This window comes from Streptomyces sp. NPDC039609 (assembly GCF_055596705.1).
Genome location: NZ_JBVIUJ010000002.1, coordinates 521,921 through 540,205 on the forward strand (window position 1 = coordinate 521,921; position 18,285 = coordinate 540,205).

Sequence of the window (18,285 nt, forward strand, 5' to 3'; positions counted from 1 at the left end):
TCTCTGACCGCCGACGAAAGCCTGCTTGTGACCGCCACGGATCGCTCCATCGAGCTCGTCAACGCCGCCGCCCAGGCGGCGGCCGACCGGCTCGCGCACGACATCATCGCGTACGACGTCAGCGATGTGCTGTCGATCACCGACGCATTCCTGCTCGCCTCCGCGCCCAACGACCGCCAGGTCAAGTCGATCGTCGACGAGATCGAGGAGAAGCTCAACAAGGAGCTCGGCGCCAAGCCGGTGCGCCGCGAGGGCGACCGCGACGCCCGCTGGATCCTCCTGGACTACGTCGACATCGTCGTCCACGTCCAGCACAGTGAGGAGCGGGTCTTCTACGCCCTGGAGCGGCTCTGGAAGGACTGCCCCGAGCTGCCGCTGCCCGACGACGCCCTGAAGACCCGCGGCAAGGCCGCCGAGCACGCCGCGCTGACGGGTGCCGCCGACGAGACGGACGGTGAGCTGCGCTGAGCACCACCAAGGGCGGCAGCGGCCGCCGTATCGTCCTGTGGCGTCACGGTCAGACCTCGTGGAACCTGGAGCGCCGTTTCCAGGGCTCCACGGACATCGAGCTGACCGAGACCGGCGTGGCCCAGGCCCGCCGGTCCGCCCGGCTGCTCGCCTCGCTGAAGCCGGACGCGATCATCGCCTCCGACCTGAAGCGGGCGGCGGCCACCGCCAGCGAGCTCGCCGCGCTCACCGGCCACACCGTCGCGCACGACTCCGCCCTGCGCGAGACGTACGCGGGGGAGTGGCAGGGGCTGACCCACGACGAGATCGTGGCGCGCTACGGCGAGCAGTACGCCGCCTGGAAGCGCGGCGAGCCCGTGCGCAGGGGTGGCGGCGAACTGGAGACCGAGGTCGCGGACCGGGCCGCTCCGGTGGTCCTGGAGCACGCCGACAAGCTGCCCGAGGACGGCACGCTCGTCGTGGTGAGCCACGGCGGCACGATTCGCACCACCATCGGCCGACTGCTCGGTATGGAGGCGCACCACTGGGAGAGCCTCGGCGGGCTCTCCAACTGCTGCTGGTCCGTCCTCGGTGAGGGCGCACGAGGCTGGCGGCTCCTGGAGCACAACGCCGGCACGCTGCCCGAGCCGGTCCTCGGCGACGACGACTGAGTCGCCCGCAGACCCGGATTTCACTTTCCGGCTGGTCACAAGCTAGAGTTCTTCTTGTTCGCAGCGCGGAGCGCGAAGAACACGAGGGGCTATAGCTCAGTTGGTAGAGCGCCTGCATGGCATGCAGGAGGTCAGGAGTTCAATTCTCCTTAGCTCCACAGTCACCGAATCCCGTCCCCACCAGGGGGCGGGATTCGTCGTTTCCGTCACTGCCAGTCGTCCACCCCGTCGGCGTGCAGCGTCGCCATCGCGCGACTGCTCTCCTCGTCGTTCGGCGTGTAGGTCACTATTCGGCACTCCGGCATCCCGTTGATGGAGAGCGACAGCGACGTCATCCGCAGCTCTCCCACGGTGTCGTGACGGAAGGTCTTGACGTGGCTTCCCGGCGGTACGACATCGCCGCTCCGCCACAGCCGGGAGAACCGTGGGCTGGCCTCCGAGAGCCGCCGCACGAACGACTCCCAGGCCGGCTCGCCCACGTGCCGGCCGTACGCGCCCCGCATCTGGGCGACCATCAGCGGAAGCTCCCGCTCCTTGTCGACGAGCGGACAGCGGTCCTCGTCCATCGTGAAGAGCGTCCACAGCACGTTGCGGAAGCCGAAGGGTGTGTTCTGCGGATCCGAGAACAGCGTCCGGTACATCGAGTTGGTCGCCAGTACGTCGTACCGGCTGTTGTAGACCACCGCCGGACGTGGGACCAGGGCGTCCAGAATCCCCTGGAGCTCCGGACCGACCGTCTCGACGGCCTCTGCGCCCCGGTCCGGCGCGAACGGCACCTCCGCCAGGTGGTACAGGTGCTCGCGCTCGGGCCGGTCCAGCCGCAGTGTGCGGGCGACCGCATCGAGCACCTGGGCGGAGGCATTGATCGGGCGGCCCTGCTCCAGCCAGGTGTACCAGGTGACGCCGACGCCGGAGAGCTGGGCGACCTCCTCGCGGCGCAGGCCGGGCGTACGGCGGCGCAGGCCAGGCGGCATACCCACGTCCTCCGGAGTCACCCGCGCCCGGCGGCTGCGCAGGAACGCCGCCAGCTCCGGTCGGCGGCGCCGCTGTGTCAGTGCTGCCATCGTCGTCACACCCCCATGGTCGAGTCCCCGTGCCGCCGTTGCCAGGTGCTGTCAGTACCAGCATCGGCGGGCTCTCGTTACCCGTATCGAATCCTCGTCACGCTGCCTCGTATGACGACGACCACAACACGGCCCCTACTCAGTAAAGACGGTGGCACCGACAACCGGCCCGGTCTGCTGCTCGGAGTGGTACTCGCGGCCCAGTTCATGGCGCTGCTCGACGTCTTCATCGTCAATGTCGCCGCCCCCACCATCCGCACCGAACTGTCCGCCTCCGGGGCGGGACTTCAGCTCGTCATCGCCGGATACACCATCGCCTACGCGGTCCTGCTGATCACCGGCGCACGGCTCGGCGACCGGCTCGGGCACCGACGGACGTACCTCGTCGGACTCGCCGTCTTCACGGCGGCCTCGCTCGCCTGCGGGCTGGCCGCGGGAACGGGCCCGCTCATCGCCTTCCGGCTCGTCCAGGGCGCCGGCGCGGCCCTGATGATCCCTCAGGTGCTCAGCCTCATCCAGCGGAACTTCACCGGGGAGGGCCGCGTCCGCGCACTCGGCGCGTACTCCGCAGTGCTCGCCACCGGCGCCGCGGCCGGCCAGGTCGTCGGCGGCATCCTCGTCAGCGCGGACCTGTTCGGCAGCAGCTGGCGGCCGGTCTTCCTCGTCAACGTGCCCATCGGTCTGGTGCTGCTGGCCCTGGGCGCCCGAGTGCTGCCGCGTGACGCGCGCACCGAGCCCGAACGCGACCGCTCCCTCGACCTGCCCGGACTCGTCCTGCTCGCCGTCGCCGTCTCGCTGCTCACGGTCCCCCTCGTCCTCGGGCAGGAGCAGGACTGGCCGGCGTGGGCCTGGATCTCGCTCGCGTGCTCCGCGGTGGTGTTCGTGGCCTTCGGCACGTACGAGTCCCGGCTCGCGCGCCGCGGCGGCGCTCCGCTCATCGCCCCACGAGTCCTGCGCATCCCCGGCATCGGTCGGGCCGCGTTCCAGATCGCCGTGGCGATGGCCGTCAACGCCGGTTTCCTCTTCACCATCACCCTGCATCTGCAGGGAGGGCTCGGGCACAGCGCCCTGCGCGCCGGGCTGACCTTCGCGCCGGCCGCCGCGTTCTTCGGCGTGGTCGGCCTGACCTGGCGGCGCTGGCCCGCGCGCCTTCAGCGCCTTCTGATCCCCGGTGGCTTCCTGCTGGCCGCGATCGCCGCGGCGACCATGGGTGGCCTGCTCAGGGACGGCGACGCGGGCGGCTGGGGGCTCTACCCGGCACTCGCGGCCATGGGCGTGGGGCTCGCGCTGGCCTTCAGCCCGGCACTGACCGGGGCGCTGTCCCGCGTACGACCCGAGGAGGCCGCCGACGCCAGTGGTCTGCTCGCCACCGTCACCCAGCTCGGCCAGCTGATCGGTGTCGCGAGTTTCGGCACACTCTTCCTTGCCCGACTGCATACGCCGGGGGCGCATGACTCCGCGGACGCGCTGTGGGCGTGCGCCCTCGCGCTGGCCGCCGCATCGATCTTGGGCGCGTCGGCCGCCCTGGCACACAGAGCTCGCTGACCCTCTTGCGGGGCCATGGCAGAATCGGACGGCCGGAGGGGAACGAGGGTCCGGACGGGAGGGAGTGTGCGATGGCCGCGAGCGGTGCCGAGGGTGCCGGGACCGATGCCGTCGCCGAGCCCGTCGAGGACCGCGCCGCGGTCCAGGGGGCAGGAGCCCCGCTCGACTGCCCCTCGTGCGGTTCCGTCCGGGTTGTCCAAGTGCTCGGCGACAACGGCGGAGTGTCCTTTGTGTGCACGTCCTGCGGCCACAGCTGGAGCTGATTGATGGGTGCACACAGGCGGAAGTGCGACTGGTGCGGCAGCGGTACGCCCATTGTCCGGGACATGGACCCGGTCAACACCGAGTACCAGTACTGGTGCGAGGAGTGCGCGCGGGCGCTGATCATAAAGGGCGACCCGATCGAGACCTACCGCGAGCTCGAGGGGGAGCCGATCTACGGACGGCTGCTCGACGAGCACTGCACTCTCAAACGCTTCTACTCCTTCGCCACGGCCTGACGCCACCGGGTGAGGCCGTACCCCAGGAACAGGGCGGTCGCGGTCAGCGGATAGATCGCCGAGAGCAGCATCTGACCCGGGTTCTGGTCGAGTTCCGGACGCCCCGGGTCGTGAGGCACCCACCACAGCGCGAACGACGCGAAGGCCAGGGCCACCGCGGCCACCGCCCACCCGGGCCGCACGCGGTCGCGGCGGTCCACCAGCAGGACGAGCAGCGGGACGCACCACACCCAGTGGTGAGACCAGGAGATCGGGCTGATCATCAGCGCCGTCACCGCACAGACGATCACGGCCAGGGCCCTGTCCCCGCGCAACGCGGCCCGCACCGCGAGGACCATGGCCGCACCACCGAACACGGCAGCGACCAACGCCCACCACATGCCCGGGTCGTCGGTGTGCATCAGCCGCGCGAGAACCCCGCGCAGCGACTGGTTCGCGGTCTCCTCGGCGAAGCCGACCCGGCCGGTCTCGAAGAGTGTCCCGGTCCAGAAGCGCTTGGAGTCGTACGGCAGGATCAGCGCGCTCATCAGGGTCGCCCCGAGGAACACCGCGGTCGCCGTGGCCGCCGTGCGCAGCCACTGGTTCCAGCCCTTCTCGCGCCGCCACAGGAGCAGGCCGGCGGCCAGCAGGAACACGACGAACAGGCCGGGTGTGAGCTTCACCGCAGTCGCGAGACCGATGCCGAGGCCCGCCCAGCGGTTGCCCTCACGCCGTGTGAAGTCCCACAGCACCGCCACCGCGACGAGCAGATTGATCTGCCCGTACCGCAGCGTCGTCCACACCGGCTCGCACCAGACCACGACCGCCGCCACCAGGAAAGTGGCGCGCCAGAGCCGCTCCCGGGAGAGGGACGGGCGGACGAGCTGGAGGGAGAGCTGGACCAGCGCGACCACGAGCAGCAGGTTCCCGGCCGTCGCGAGCGTCCGCATCAGCGGAACACCGACGAACGTCAAGGGGACGAACAGCAGCCCCGCGAAGGGCGGATAGGTCATGGCGAGGTTCGCCGAGGTGGCGCGCATCGCGTAGAGATCGCCGCCGGCCCGGACGGTCTCCCCCTCCGCCCGGTAGACCATCACGTCGAGCATGTTCACGTGGGCGACCCGTTGGGCCACCCAGAAGGCTATGAACGACACGAGACAGGCTGCCGCGGCGGTGGCGAGGGGCCACCGGTCGGCACGGGTTCTGGCGAGCACGGACACGGTCACAGAGGGGGACCTTACCCGTCACGCCCGGACCACCAGGGAAATCGATTTGGTGATCCCCAGGGGGGCCGGTTAATGTTCTGTCTGTCGCCGCGGGGGAAACCCGGAACGGGGCGGACAGTAAGGGGCTATAGCTCAGTTGGTAGAGCGCCTGCATGGCATGCAGGAGGTCAGGAGTTCAATTCTCCTTAGCTCCACAGAAAGAAGAAGCGGATCATCCGAATCGGATGATCCGCTTCTTCGTGTTCAAGGGGCGGGGCGTCAACCCCGGCCGCTGCCCAGTGCCTTACGGCCGCCGCCCGGCGGCAGGGCCGGCCGCTCCTGGGGGCCCTGCTCGATCCGGAGTGCCAGCGCGGGGCAGCGACGTACGGCCCGCTGCGCCCGTCCCCGGAGGTGCATCGGCACGGAGGCGTCGGCGAGCGCCGGGTAGCCGTCCGGGCCCAGTCTGATGAGCTCCGGGACGATGTCCGCGCAGAGCCCGTGTCCCTGGCACAGCGTCCAGTCCACGGCCAGCTTCTCGCCGCTCGGGATCGACTCCTCCGCGTCCTGGTAGCCGGCGGCGGGGAGCGGCAGCACCCCGACGGTCGGACGACCGCAGCCGCCGTCGAGGACGTGGGCCGCGAGATCGTCCGTGAAGGCCGAGAGCGTCGAGGAGAAGAAGCGGGCCGAGCCGTCGGGGTGCTTGCACGCACCGCGGCCCTTCACCGCCTGGGTGACCTCGCGCAGCGCCTCCAGCGCGGCGGGACCGCCGCCGTTGAGCACGTCGGAGAGGCCGCCGGCCGCCGCGGGCAGACCGAGCCGGCACGGCCCGCACTGGCCTGCGGTCTCGGCGGCGAGCCAGTTCGCGACCCGTAGCGATTCGCCGATCGGGCAGGTCTCGGGGCCGATCGGCAGGATCGCCCCGGCGCCGAGCGAGCCGCCGACGGCCGACAGGGATGCCCGTGAGACGACCGCGTTGTCGACCGCCATGGAGTCGATCCAGTTGCCGTGGTACCCGCCCGTGAGGACGCCCTGGGGGAGCAGCGGGGCCCCGGCCAGCTGGAGCACGTACCGCAGCGGGACGCCCGTCGGCACCTCGACCACCATGGGGCGAGCGACAGCCCCGGAGATCGTCAGCATGACTGTGCCGGGCTCCGCTTCCAGACCGGTGTGGCCGTAGCGGCGCGGACCGATCCGGGCGGCCACGGCCAGCTGCGCGAACGTCTCGGCGTTGGAGAGCAGCGTGGGTGCTCCCCCCACGCCGGACTCAGCCGCGCGCTCCCGGCGTCCGGGGGGCAGCGCCGGGCCACCGCCGATCGCGCGGATCACGGCCGATGCCTCCCCGGAGACCATGCGTTCGGGAGTTCGGACGACACGCGCGCGTAGAGCCTGTCCACGGCGGTCGGAGAGGCCTCGTTCGGCGAGTGCCGAGCGGATGGAGATCTCCGTGGAGTTACGGGTCACGGCCACGATCAGCGTCCGGGCGCCGAGCGCCTCGGCCGCCAGCAGGGCCCCGTCCAGAATCAGGTGCGGGGCACGGTTGAGCAGCACCGTGTCCTTCCGGCAGGCAGGCTCGCCCTCACTGCCGTTCACCACCACCACAGGGCGTATCCCACGGCGGATGGCCGCCTTGCCGACCGCCCTCAGCTTGCGGCCGAAGGGAAAGCCGGCGCCACCGCGCCCGTGGAGGGATATCTCGTCCGCGAGCTGGGCGAGCCGTTCGCCGCTCATCGGATCCAGCGGCCCGTGCACCTTCAGATGCATCTCCAGACCGAGCCGCTCCACCAGGTCGAAGCCCTGGGTGAGCTGAGGCAGACCGACCACGCGGACCTCGGGGACGTCGGGGAGCGGGGCGTTCACGGGCGGTCTCCTGCGGGTGCGGTCCAGGGCTCACCCGCGGGGGGCGGGCTGGAGTAGGTCGGCATCGGGGGCGAGGGCGTGGGCCAGAAGCCGGGTCGGAGGGAGGGATCGGGGACGACGGGGAGCTCCTCGGTCATGGGTATGCGCTCGGCGAGCGGGGCGTCGCCGGAGGTGTACGGGGTGGGGTCGGGCGCCGGCGCGGCACGGGACACCGCGCGGTAGGCGGCCGAGAAACCGGCGGAGGTGCCGGGGCCGACGGTCGGGGCCGAGGTCGGGATCGGGGGAGCCGTCTCGTAGAGCGAGGGAGGGGACTCGTACAGCGGTGAGGTCGGCTCGTAGACCGGGGGAGGCGTCTCGTAGAGCGGTGAGGTGGACTCGTAGAGCGGGGGAGGGGACTCGTACAGCCGGCTGCTCGGTACGGGGGGTGCGAGCGGCTCGGGCGAGGACGGCAGGGAGGGGCGGCCGGTGGGCCGGTCCAGCCACTCGGCGGACATGGTGGGCGGCGGCTCGTAGCCGCCGCGCTCGCCCTCGTCATCGGCTCCGGTGGGTCCCTCGGCCGGGTCGGGCGCCCGGTTGGCCGCCTCGGGCCTGGCGCGGCCTTCCAGCGACGCCAGGAGCCCGACGAACCGTTCGGCGAGCTCCCGCTGCGTCGGAGCGGGGAGCATCCGGAGCGAGACCGTCGCGGCGACGAAGGTCAGGGCCAGGCAGTACATGACGACGACCCACGTGGCGGCGGGCCGGCCGGTGTACAGACCGTGGACCAGGGCGAAGCACCAGGCCGGATACGCCAGCATGTGCAGGGGTCGCCAGCGGGCGGCGAAACGGCTGCGGCCCGCCAGAGTGCTGCGCAGGGCGCCCGTGGAGGCGGCGACGACCATCAGCAGCCCGGCGAGCGAACCGAAGCCGATGAGGGCCGACGTGCCCGTGACGCCGAGGCCGAAGGGAATCAGGGCGCCGATCGGCGCGACATGGCCGAGGGACACCTTGACCGTGGCGTGCAGCAGCAGAAAGCCGAGCGAGGCGACCGCGGTGCCCCGGTGGATGCCCTGGGCGAGCAACCGGTGGCGTGGGGAGAGCAGCAGTCGGTCGGTGGCGATCAGGCCCCAGGCGACCGATGCGGTGAGGGACACCAGCGACAGCACGCCGGTGGTGAAGTCGAGCGCGGCCCGGAAGCTGTCGCTGCCTCCGACGGCGAGCAGCGGAATGATCACCAGCGCCGCGACCGAAAGCCCGCCCTGAACCGGCCGGCTCATACCGGTTCGCTCGGCGGGGGTGGAGCGTTTCTTGCGATGAGGGTTCATAGGGGCGACTCCGAATGGTGCGGATAAGCAGTCCCGTTGGGCCGCATGTTAGGTCGCCCCATACCGGCCGGTAGGTGGTTTGCGTGTTTACGGGACTCTCAACGGCCTACTGACTTTGGGGTTGCCCCGGATAGGGGCGATACGCGGAGTAACCTGGGCGCCTCGGGCGGCTGGGTAGCGTGACGCGCTCACGGCGCCTCAATCACCCGAAGGTCGTTCGGCCACCGGTCGGAACGTCGGTGCGGCCCCCTCGGGCCCTGCGGTACCCTGGCGCCATGCGTGCCGTACGCCTTCTGCTTAGCGAGCCGCGCTGATCAGTCCCGACGGATGAAAGATCCGGTCGGAATCGGCGCGGCGTCCCCTCCTGTGCGAGGGGATTTTTCATTTCGTGGCAGTGCAGTTCGCGGGCAGTGGGCAGAGACGATCGATGGAGCTTCAAGGATCATGAGCGAGATGAATTCGGCTGCCGAGACGGCGGCCCCGCATCGTTATACGGCGGCCATGGCCGCCGACATCGAGGCACGCTGGCAGGATTTCTGGGACGCCGAGGGCACCTACGAGGCGCCGAACCCGACCGGTGACCTGGCGGGCGATCCGGCGATCGCCGCCCGGCCCAAGAAGTTCATCATGGACATGTTCCCGTACCCCTCGGGCGCGGGTCTGCACGTCGGCCACCCGCTGGGCTACATCGCCACGGATGTCTTCGCCCGTCACCAGCGCATGACCGGCCACAACGTGCTGCACACCCTGGGCTTCGACGCATTCGGCCTGCCGGCCGAGCAGTACGCCGTGCAGACGGGCACGCATCCGCGCGTGTCCACCGAGGCCAACATGGAGAACATGAAGGTCCAGCTGCGCCGGCTGGGCCTGGGCCACGACAAGCGCCGGTCGTTCGCCACGATCGACCCGGACTACTACAAGTGGACCCAGTGGATCTTCCTGCAGATCTACAACTCCTGGTACGACGACGAGGCCAAGAAGGCCCGTCCGATCGCCGAACTGGTCGAGCAGTTCGAGAACGGCACCCGTGACGTTCCGGGCTCCACGCGCGCGTGGAGCGAGCTGACCGCGGCCGAGCGCGCCGACGTCCTCGGCGAGTACCGCCTGGCGTACGCCTCCGACGCGCCGGTCAACTGGTGCCCCGGTCTGGGCACCGTCCTGGCCAACGAGGAGGTCACCGCCGACGGCCGTTCCGAGCGCGGCAACTTCCCCGTCTTCAAGTCCAAGCTGCGCCAGTGGAACATGCGCATCACCGCCTACGCGGACCGCCTGCTGGACGACCTGGACGCGCTGGACTGGCCCGAGGCCATCAAGCTGCAGCAGCGGAACTGGATCGGCCGCTCCGAGGGCGCCCGCGTCGACTTCCAGGTCGGCGAGGCCGGCGCGATCACCGTCTTCACCACCCGCCAGGACACCCTGTTCGGCGCCACCTACATGGTGCTGGCCCCGGAGCACGACCTGGTCGAGAACATCGTCCCGGACGCCTGGCCCGCCGGTACCCACGACGTGTGGACGGGCGGACACGCCACCCCGGCCGACGCCGTCGCCGCGTACCGCAAGCAGGCTGCCTCCAAGTCCGACGTCGAGCGGCAGGCCGAGGCCAAGGACAAGACCGGCGTCTTCACCGGCGCGTACGCGACCAACCCGGTCAGCGGCGAGCAGGTCCCGGTCTTCATCGCCGACTACGTCCTGATGGGCTACGGCACCGGCGCGATCATGGCCGTCCCCGCCCACGACACCCGCGACTTCGCCTTCGCGCGCGCCTTCGAGCTGCCGATGCGCTGCGTCGTCGAGCCGAGCGACGACCGCGGCACCGACCCGTCCACGTGGGACGACGCCTTCGCCTCGTACGAGGCGAAGCTCGTCAACTCCGCCAACGACGAGATCTCCCTGGACGGCCTGGGCGTCGTCGACGCCAAGGCGAAGATCACCGTCTGGCTGGCCGACCGCGGCATCGGCGAGGGCACCGTCAACTTCCGTCTGCGCGACTGGCTGTTCAGCCGTCAGCGCTACTGGGGCGAACCCTTCCCGATCGTCTACGACGAGGACGGCGTCGCACACGCGCTGCCCGAGTCGATGCTGCCGCTGGAACTGCCGGAGGTCGACGACTACTCGCCGCGCACCTTCGACCCGGACGACGCCGACACCCAGCCCGAGACGCCTCTGTCCCGCAACGAGGACTGGGTCGATGTCACCCTGGACCTGGGCGACGGCCCGAAGAAGTACCGCCGCGAGACCAACACCATGCCCAACTGGGCCGGTTCCTGCTGGTACGAGCTGCGCTACCTGGACCCGAACAACTCCGAGAAGCTGGTCGACCCCGCGATCGAGCAGTACTGGATGGGCCCGCGCGAAGGCATGCCCACCGGCGGCGTCGACCTGTACGTGGGCGGTGCCGAGCACGCCGTACTGCACCTGCTGTACGCGCGGTTCTGGTCCAAGGTGCTGTTCGACCTGGGCCACGTCTCCTCGGCCGAGCCGTTCCACAAGCTGTACAACCAGGGCATGATCCAGGCCTTCGTCTACCGCGACGCGCGCGGCATCGCCGTGCCGGCGACCGAGGTCGAGGAGCGGGACGGCGGCTACTGGTACCAGGGCGAGAAGGTCAGCCGCGTCCTGGGCAAGATGGGCAAGTCCCTGAAGAACGCGGTCACCCCGGACGAGATCTGCGCCGAGTTCGGTGCCGACACCCTGCGCCTGTACGAGATGGCGATGGGCCCGCTGGACGTCTCCCGCCCGTGGGACACGCGCGCGGTCGTCGGCCAGTACCGACTGCTGCAGCGCCTGTGGCGCAACATCGTCGACGAGTCGACGGGCGAGGTCACCGTCGTGGACACCGAGCCCGACGAGGACGCCCTGCGCGCCCTGCACAAGGCGATCGACGGTGTCTCGCAGGACATGGCGGCCATGCGCTTCAACACCGCCATCGCCAAGGTGACCGAGCTGAACAACCACCTGACCAAGGTGGGCGGCCCGGTCTCCCGCTCGGTCGCCGAGCGGCTGGTGCTGCTGGTCGCCCCGCTGGCCCCGCACATCGCGGAGGAGCTGTGGCGCAAGCTGGGCCACACCGACTCGGTCGTCCACCAGGACTTCCCGGTCGCCGACCCCGCGTACGTCGTGGACGAGACCGTGACCTGCGTCGTGCAGATCAAGGGCAAGGTCAAGGCGCGTCTGGAGGTCTCCCCGTCCATCACGGACGCGGATCTGGAGGCGCTGGCGCTCGGCGACGCGAACGTGGTTGCGGCGCTGGGCGGCGCGGAGATCCGCAAGGTGATCGTGCGCGCCCCGAAGCTGGTCAACATCGTCGCCTGACGGTTGCCTGACGTCGCCGCCGGTCCCGGCGGCGACGGAGGTATAGGGGGCATCCCCTACGGGCAGGTTGAGGGTTCCGATGGAACCCTCGGCCTGCCCGTTCCGTTTACCGTGGAAGAACGACAACCGAGGAAACTCGACCCACGCCGGAGGGGCGGACATGGAAGCCGCGATTGTGATCATGGCGCTGCTCTTCTTCGCCTTCGTGGCGCTGGGGGTCTACGCGACCGTGAAGGTGGTCAAGGCCGCCAAGCGTGGGGTCGACCGCACCATCAACCAGGCCCGGCGCACGGTCGAGGACACGACGCTGCGCGCCAAGAGCTACGGTCAGGGCGGGGTCGCCGGTGAGCTGGCCCAGCTGCGGCTCTCGCTGCGCACGTCGATGCGCGCGACCCAGGACGCCCTGCAGGCGGGCGTCGCCGAGGACGCCTCGCTGAAGGAGTCACTCGACCTCTTCCGCCGGCTGAGCGCCCACGGCCAGGAGCTGGACGAGGACCTCAAGCGCCTGGAGCGGGAGCCGGACCGCTCGCGCGTGGCCGGACAGCTCTCTGACCTGCGGGCACGGACCGAGCAGATCACGCAGTCCGCGGACTCGCTACGCTGGGCGGCCAGGGACCGGGCGCGGAAGTTCGCGGAGGACGACCTGTCCTCGTTGAGCCAGCAGATCGACATGGAGGCGGGCGCGCTGCGGCACTGGTCGGAGCCTGCCGCACAGGGCCCCGCGTCGGGCGACTTCTCGTGGCCCGCCGCCGGCGCCGCCGCCGCGGGAGCGGAGCGTGAGCAGGTGTGGCCCGCGGAGGCGGAAGCCGGCCCGCGCCCGGATGCGCAGGCCGCCGGTGCCCAGGCGCAGGGGCAGCAGGAACCGCCGCCGGCGATCACGGCGCGCGATCCGCGCCAGGCCGCCTATCCGTGGGAGAAGTCGGCACGGCCCGAGACCACCAACTGACACCGCCGATCCGACCCGACGGCCCGGTTGGCCGCCCTGACGGCTCCGGTCGGCCTGGCCGGCCGGCCGCGGGTGGTGTGGGGTGTCTGTGTGGCGGGGCGGGGCGGACGTGGCACCGGCGAGGGCGGCGCGGACGCTCGCTGAGCGAGGGCCGGGCTGCCATGCGGCGGCCTCGGCGGGTAACCTCCCGCTCATGTCCCGGCATGTCGCGATCGTCACCGATTCCACGGCCTACCTGCCACCCCAGGCGATGGAGCGGCACAGCATCACCGCGGTCCCGCTCACCGTCGTCATCGGCGACCAGGCCCTTGAGGAGGGGACCGAGATCTCGGCCCGCTCACTGGCCCAGGCGCTCCAGAAACGGCGGCCGGTGACCACCTCACGGCCGAGCCCCGATGTCTTCGCGGAGACCTATCGCGCGGCCGCCGAGGCCGGGGCGCGGGGCGTCGTCTCGCTCCATCTCTCCGCCGAGTTCTCCGGTACGTACGATGCCGCCGTGCTGGCGGCCAAGGACGCCCCCGTACCGGTCCGGGTGGTCGACACCCGGATGGTGGGGATGGCGCTCGGCTTCTGCGCGCTCGCGGCCGCCGAGGCCGTGGACGCGGGCGGCTCCCTCGACGAGGCCGTCGCCGCCACGGAGAAGCGGGCGGCCGGAACCTCCGCGTTCTTCTACGTCGACACCCTGGACTACCTCCGCAGGGGCGGGCGGATCGGGGCCGCCCAGGCGCTGCTCGGCTCCGCGCTCGCGGTGAAGCCGCTGCTCCAGCTCGACGGGGGTCGGATCGAGCTGCGCGAGAAGGTGCGGACGGCGTCGAAGGCGATCGCCCGCCTCGAGGAGATCGCCGTGGAGCGGGCGGGTTCCGGCGACGTGGACATCGCGGTGCACCATCTCTCCGCGCCCGAGCGAGCCGCCGTCCTGGCCGACCGGCTGCGGGAACGGGTGCCTGGCATTGCGGAGTTGCAGGTCAGCGAGGTGGGTGCGGTGATCGGAGCGCACACGGGCCCAGGGCTGCTGGCCGTCGTGGTCTCGCCCCGCTGACCCGCGCGATCCCTCGTGTGAGTGACGGGTTTTTCCACAACTGGGCTCTCATCCACGGAAATCGATCCATCTCAGCGGGTTCGGACAGATGTGCCTACCGTCCTGTCCATGGCTCTTCACACAGACACCGCAGCAAGCGACACCACATGTACGGATGAGGCGGCACGGAGCGCGGCGACGGCGGCCACGTCCTCGGTGAGGAGGGCGGGTGCGTCCAGCGGTCCCGGCCGTGGGCCCGGTTCGGACGGGCGGACTCGTGTCGGCGGGCGGGGTTCGCCTCCCGGGCGGGTGCGAGGGCGGGCGCGCGGGAGACATGCGGTCGCGGCGAGCCGTGCCGCCGTACGACGACGAGGGGAAGCGCTCTTCCCCTCCGCGGCGCCGCCCGTCGAGCCCGCACCGACCGTGGGGTGGGGCGCGCCGGAGGTCGTGGTCCCGCCCGGGGTGCGGGAGGAGGATGCCCCACCCGGGGTGCGGGAGGAGGTTGCCGCGCCCGGGGTGCGGGAGGAGGTTGCCGCGCCCGGGGTGCGGGAGGAGGTTGCCGCGCCCGGGGTGCGGGAGGAGGTTGCCGCGCCCGGGGTGCGGGAGGAGGTTGCCGCGCCCGGGAGGTGGGAACGGCTGCGGCTCGCACTGAGCGATCGGCTGCCGATGTGGGTGCGGTCCAGGTGTGGCCTCGAACCGAGGACGCTGGCGGCGCTGGCCGTGGTCCTGGTCGTGGCCGCGGGGTTCGCCGGACGCTACTTCTGGGCAGGGCGGCCGGAAGCCGTTCGGGCGCCGGAGATCGTGCGCGCGGCGCCGCTGCCGGAGAGCGGGGCGTCTCCGGTGGTGTCGGCGGAGCCGACGGCCGGGGCGCCGTCACCGCCGGCGGTCGTGGTCGATGTGAGCGGCAAGGTACGACGGCCCGGGGTGCTGACCCTGCCCGGCGGGTCGAGGGTCGCGGACGCGCTGCGCGCGGCCGGAGGTGTCAAGCCGGGCACGGACGTCACCGGACTCAACCGGGCCCGGGTTCTGATGGACGGTGAGCAGGTCGTGGTCGGCCTGCCTGCGATGCCGAACGCCGCGGGCGTGGGCGCCGGTGGCGGGGGCACGACTGGTGTCCGGGCGGGGCCGCTGAGTCTGAACGCCGCGACCGTGGAGCAGTTGGATACCCTGCCCGGGGTCGGGCCCGTACTCGCGCAGCACATCGTCGACCACCGTCTGGAGCACGGTGGATTCCGGTCGGTCGCCGAGCTGCGCGAGGTCACCGGGATCGGTGAGCGGCGGTTCGCCGAACTCGCTCCTCTGGTTCGGCCATGAGCGAGGACCCCGCACCGCGCGGTGCGGGTGGGGAGGGCCCTGCGGATCTTCGGCTCGTGCCACCGGCGTTGGCGGCCTGGGGAGCGGCCGCGCTGGCGGTGGGCGCCACGGGGTGGTGGGTGGTCACGGGAGTGCTCGCCTGCCTGGCGGGGGCGGCGATGCTGCGGGCGGCGGTTCGAGGACGGCCCGGTGGGCGGCTGAGGGCCACCGCGGTCGCGGCGGTGCTGCTCTGTGCCGCGGCCGGTGCCGCGTCGGGCGGGCTTCATGCGGCTGACCTGAGGCGCGGTCCACTGCCGGGCCTCGCGGGGGAGTACGCCCGGGTGGGCGTGGAGGTGACGGTCACCTCCGATCCGAGACTGACCGGGCCCCGCGTCCGCGGAGATCGGGCGGCGCCGGTCTCCGTCGTTCTGAACGGCGAGGTGAACCGGGTCGAGGCGCCCGGCGGAGCGGTCCACCGGACCCGGACACCGATCCTGGTGATCGTGCCCGCCGGCGACGCCCAGCGGGAGTGGCTGCGGCTGCTGCCGTCGACCGGGCTGCGGCTGACGGGACGGCTCGCGCCCCCGGCGCGGCCGGGAGACCGGTTCGCGGCGGTGCTGCGCGTCGCCGGGGCCGGGCCGCCCCGGATCACGGGGGCGCCGAGCGCCGTGCAACGCACGGCCGGTGAGCTGCGGGCGGGGCTGCGGCGCGCCACGGACCACCTCGATCCGGACGCCCGGGCGCTGCTGCCCGGACTGGTCGTCGGAGACACGTCCCGGATCGATCCGGAGCTGAGCGACGCCTTCGAGGCGACCGACCTCACGCACCTTCTGGCAGTGTCCGGTTCCAATCTCACAGTCGTGCTGCTGCTTCTGGTCGGTCGGCCGGGTGCCGCGATGCGGGTCGAGCGCGGCGGGCTCGCGCCACGGCTCGGCATTCCACTGCGGTCCACCGCCCTGATCGGCGGAGGGCTCACACTCGCCTTCGTCGTCGTCTGCCGACCGGACCCGAGCGTGCTGCGGGCCGCGGCCTGTGGCCTGGTCGCCCTGCTCGCCATCGGTACGGGGCGCCGCAGATCGCTGATCCCCGCTCTGGCGGCGGCGGTGTTGATGCTCGTGCTCTACGACCCGTGGCTGGCGCGGAGCTTTGGCTTCCTGCTCTCGGTCCTTGCCACCGGGGCGCTGCTCACCATCGCGCCGGGGTGGAGCGAGGCGCTTCAGCGGCGCGGGGTGCCGGGCAGGCTCGCCGAGGCGCTGGCCGCCGCCCTGGCGGCGCAGGTCGTGTGCGCGCCCGTCGTGGCGGTCTTCGCCGCGCGGGTCAGCCTGGTCGCGATCCCCAGCAACCTGTTGGCGGAGCCGGCGGTCGCCCCGGCGACGGTGCTGGGGTTCGCCGCGCTCGCACTCGCCCCTGTCTGGCTGCCGGCGGCGGAGCTGGTCGCTGAGGTCGCGGGCTGGCCGGCGGGGTGGATCGCGGGTGTGGCCCGCGCCGGTGCGGCGCTGCCGGGTGCGGAGACGGAGTGGCCGGGCGGCTGGTGGGGCGGGCTGATGCTGGCCGCTCTCTTCGGGCTGGTGGTGCTGGGGGCGTGGGGGCTGCCGTACCGACGCAGAATCGCCGTGGGCTGCGCGGTACTGCTGCTCCTCGCTGTGGTCAGGCCGCCGCCGCTGACCCGGGTGGTCACCGGATGGCCGCCGCCGGGCTGGGTGTTCGCGATGTGCCAAGTGGGGCAGGGCGACGCGACCGTGCTCGCGGCGGGCGGGGACGCGGCCGTCGTCGTGGATGCCGGGCCGGAGCCGGCTCTGGTGGACCGCTGCCTCCGTGATCTCGGTGTCCGCCGGATCCCGCTGGTGGTGCTCACGCACTTTCACGCGGACCATGTCGCGGGGCTTCCAGGGGTGTTGCGCGGGCGGTCGGTGGGGGCGATCCAGACGACGTGGCTCGAAGAGCCGCAGGGCCAGGCGGCGTTCGTGCGGCGGACCGCAGCGGCGGCCAGGGTTCCGATGGTTCTGGCCGGGCCGGGGGAGCGGCGACGTCTCGGCGCGCTGGAGTGGCAGGTGCTGTGGCCGCGCGGGGCCCCCGGGGCGGTGGAGCCGGAGGCGTCCGAGCCGAACGACGCGAGCGTCACCCTGCTCGTCCGGACGGCGGGCGGGCTGAGCCTGCTGCTGCTCGGTGACCTCGAACCGCCTGCCCAGCAGCGCCTGTTGAGGGCGTATCCCCGGCTGGCTCCGGTGGACGTGCTCAAGGTCGCCCACCACGGCTCCGCGCATCAGGACCCCGGGCTGATACGTGCGGTCCGGCCCCGGCTGGCGCTGGTGTCGACCGGGAGCGGGAACCCGTACGGGCACCCCTCGCCCCGGACGGTCGAGGCGCTGCGGGACGGGGGAGCGGAGGTGCTTCGGACGGACCGGGACGGAGCGATCGCGGTGACCGGGTCGGGCCGGGATCTTGTGGCCGTGCCGACTGGGAGACGCTTGTAAAGAAGTCTTTCTAAAGCTAGCTTTACATCATGGAGGAGTCGATGAAGCAAGGCGACGACGAGCAGCCCCGGAGCATCAGCCTCACGGACCCCCGCGCGCTGCGGGCCTACGCCCACCCGACACGGATGACGCTGGTCGGCCTGCTGCGGCGGAGCGGCCCCTTCACCGCCACCCGGGCCGCCGAGCTCACCGGGGAATCGGTCGCCAGCTGCTCGTACCACCTGCGGATACTCGCGAAGTACGGGCTGGTGGAGGTGGCGCCCGGCGGGCGGGGGCGGGAGAAGCCCTGGAGGGCCACGGCCCGGTACACCGACTGGCCGGGGGACAGTGAGGACGCCACGGTCGCGGAGGCGGCGGACGCGCTGAGCAGCGCGGTGGCCGAGCGGTACTTCGAGCGGGTCCTGCGTGCCATGGAGGACCGGCATCGGCTGCCGAAGGAGTGGCGGGAGGCCGAGATGTTCGGCGACTCCCTGCTCTACCTCACGCCGGACGAGCTGGCCGCCTTCGGGCGACGGATCGACGAGTTGCTGCTGCCGTACGAGGGCCGCGAGTCCGACCCGTCGCTGCGGCCGGAGGAGGCCAGGCCGGTCAGCGTGCTGCGGATCGCGTACCTGGACCGCGAGATCCCCGGCGAGATTCCTGAGCTCCTTGACGACGAGAACGGGGAGTGAAG

15 protein-coding genes and 2 tRNA genes are annotated in these 18,285 nt (G+C 71.9%); 13 read left to right on the forward strand and 4 right to left on the reverse strand.

All coding sequences use genetic code 11. The features are described 5' to 3' along the window. Nucleotides 1-27: 27 nt before the first annotated feature. The 3 genes from rsfS to ACZ561_RS07750 all read left to right on the forward strand — a co-directional run bounded on the left by rsfS (nt 28) and on the right by ACZ561_RS07750 (nt 1,276). Entirely contained in the window at nt 28-468 is a 441-nt protein-coding gene (rsfS, locus tag ACZ561_RS07740) for a ribosome silencing factor (protein WP_376433671.1), read from the forward strand. Further along, the gene (locus ACZ561_RS07745) at nt 465-1,118 is read left to right on the forward strand and encodes a histidine phosphatase family protein (RefSeq protein WP_470991326.1); all 654 of its coding nucleotides are present in this window, start codon (nt 465-467) and stop codon (nt 1,116-1,118) included. Before rsfS ends, ACZ561_RS07745 begins: the two co-directional genes overlap by 4 nt. 85 nt (nt 1,119-1,203) lie before the next feature. Beyond that, nucleotides 1,204-1,276: transfer RNA gene (locus tag ACZ561_RS07750), tRNA-Ala, on the forward strand. 48 nt (nt 1,277-1,324) lie between these two features. Here the strand turns inward: ACZ561_RS07750 and ACZ561_RS07755 are convergent. Then, nucleotides 1,325-2,182, reverse strand: a complete 858-nt coding sequence (locus tag ACZ561_RS07755) for a helix-turn-helix transcriptional regulator (protein ID WP_470990829.1) — start codon at nt 2,180-2,182, stop codon at nt 1,325-1,327. A gap of 111 nt (nt 2,183-2,293) precedes the next feature. On the opposite strand from ACZ561_RS07755, the gene ACZ561_RS07760 reads away from it, so the two are divergent. From ACZ561_RS07760 to ACZ561_RS07770, 3 genes are all read left to right on the forward strand, one after another. After that, complete coding sequence (locus ACZ561_RS07760; protein ID WP_470990831.1) at nt 2,294-3,727, forward strand: MFS transporter; 1,434 nt, start codon at nt 2,294-2,296, stop codon at nt 3,725-3,727. Between the two features lie 71 nt (nt 3,728-3,798). Continuing rightward, complete coding sequence (locus tag ACZ561_RS07765; protein ID WP_470990833.1) at nt 3,799-3,990, forward strand: hypothetical protein; 192 nt, start codon at nt 3,799-3,801, stop codon at nt 3,988-3,990. A 3-nt stretch (nt 3,991-3,993) separates the two neighbouring features. Then, a complete protein-coding gene (locus ACZ561_RS07770) occupies nt 3,994-4,227 on the forward strand; it encodes a hypothetical protein (RefSeq protein ID WP_137989347.1) in 234 nt (77 codons plus the stop codon). On the opposite strand, the gene ACZ561_RS07775 is transcribed toward ACZ561_RS07770, so the two are convergent. Continuing rightward, complete coding sequence (locus ACZ561_RS07775) at nt 4,206-5,432, reverse strand: glycosyltransferase 87 family protein (RefSeq protein WP_470990835.1); 1,227 nt, start codon at nt 5,430-5,432, stop codon at nt 4,206-4,208. The genes ACZ561_RS07770 and ACZ561_RS07775 overlap by 22 nt on opposite strands. A 121-nt stretch (nt 5,433-5,553) precedes the next feature. Here ACZ561_RS07775 and ACZ561_RS07780 point away from each other — a divergent pair. After that, nucleotides 5,554-5,626, forward strand: a tRNA-Ala gene (locus tag ACZ561_RS07780). A 64-nt stretch (nt 5,627-5,690) separates the two neighbouring features. Here ACZ561_RS07780 and ACZ561_RS07785 read toward each other — a convergent pair. Further along, nucleotides 5,691-7,268 carry an NADH-ubiquinone oxidoreductase-F iron-sulfur binding region domain-containing protein gene (locus ACZ561_RS07785; RefSeq protein ID WP_470990837.1) on the reverse strand — a complete coding sequence of 526 codons (1,578 nt, stop codon included), beginning with the start codon at nt 7,266-7,268 and terminating at the stop codon, nt 5,691-5,693. Next, nucleotides 7,265-8,521 carry a hypothetical protein gene (locus ACZ561_RS07790; protein ID WP_470990839.1) on the reverse strand — a complete coding sequence of 419 codons (1,257 nt, stop codon included), beginning with the start codon at nt 8,519-8,521 and terminating at the stop codon, nt 7,265-7,267. The genes ACZ561_RS07785 and ACZ561_RS07790 overlap by 4 nt, the downstream gene beginning before the upstream one ends. A gap of 492 nt (nt 8,522-9,013) precedes the next feature. On the opposite strand from ACZ561_RS07790, the gene leuS reads away from it, so the two are divergent. The 6 genes from leuS to ACZ561_RS07820 all read left to right on the forward strand — a co-directional run bounded on the left by leuS (nt 9,014) and on the right by ACZ561_RS07820 (nt 18,283). Continuing rightward, on the forward strand, nt 9,014-11,881 hold the full coding sequence (gene leuS / locus ACZ561_RS07795) for a leucine--tRNA ligase (RefSeq protein ID WP_470990841.1): 2,868 nt from the start codon (nt 9,014-9,016) through the stop codon (nt 11,879-11,881). A 160-nt stretch (nt 11,882-12,041) separates the two neighbouring features. Then, on the forward strand, nt 12,042-12,827 hold the full coding sequence (locus ACZ561_RS07800; RefSeq protein WP_470990843.1) for a hypothetical protein: 786 nt from the start codon (nt 12,042-12,044) through the stop codon (nt 12,825-12,827). A 193-nt stretch (nt 12,828-13,020) separates the two neighbouring features. Further along, complete coding sequence (locus tag ACZ561_RS07805; RefSeq protein ID WP_470990845.1) at nt 13,021-13,866, forward strand: DegV family protein; 846 nt, start codon at nt 13,021-13,023, stop codon at nt 13,864-13,866. A gap of 468 nt (nt 13,867-14,334) precedes the next feature. Next, entirely contained in the window at nt 14,335-15,159 is an 825-nt protein-coding gene (locus ACZ561_RS07810; protein ID WP_470990847.1) for a ComEA family DNA-binding protein, read from the forward strand. After that, a complete protein-coding gene (locus tag ACZ561_RS07815) occupies nt 15,156-17,612 on the forward strand; it encodes a ComEC/Rec2 family competence protein (RefSeq protein ID WP_470990849.1) in 2,457 nt (818 codons plus the stop codon). The genes ACZ561_RS07810 and ACZ561_RS07815 overlap by 4 nt, the downstream gene beginning before the upstream one ends. 29 nt (nt 17,613-17,641) lie before the next feature. Further along, a complete protein-coding gene (locus ACZ561_RS07820) occupies nt 17,642-18,283 on the forward strand; it encodes a winged helix-turn-helix domain-containing protein (RefSeq protein WP_470990851.1) in 642 nt (213 codons plus the stop codon). The last annotated feature ends 2 nt before the right edge of the window (nt 18,284-18,285 follow it).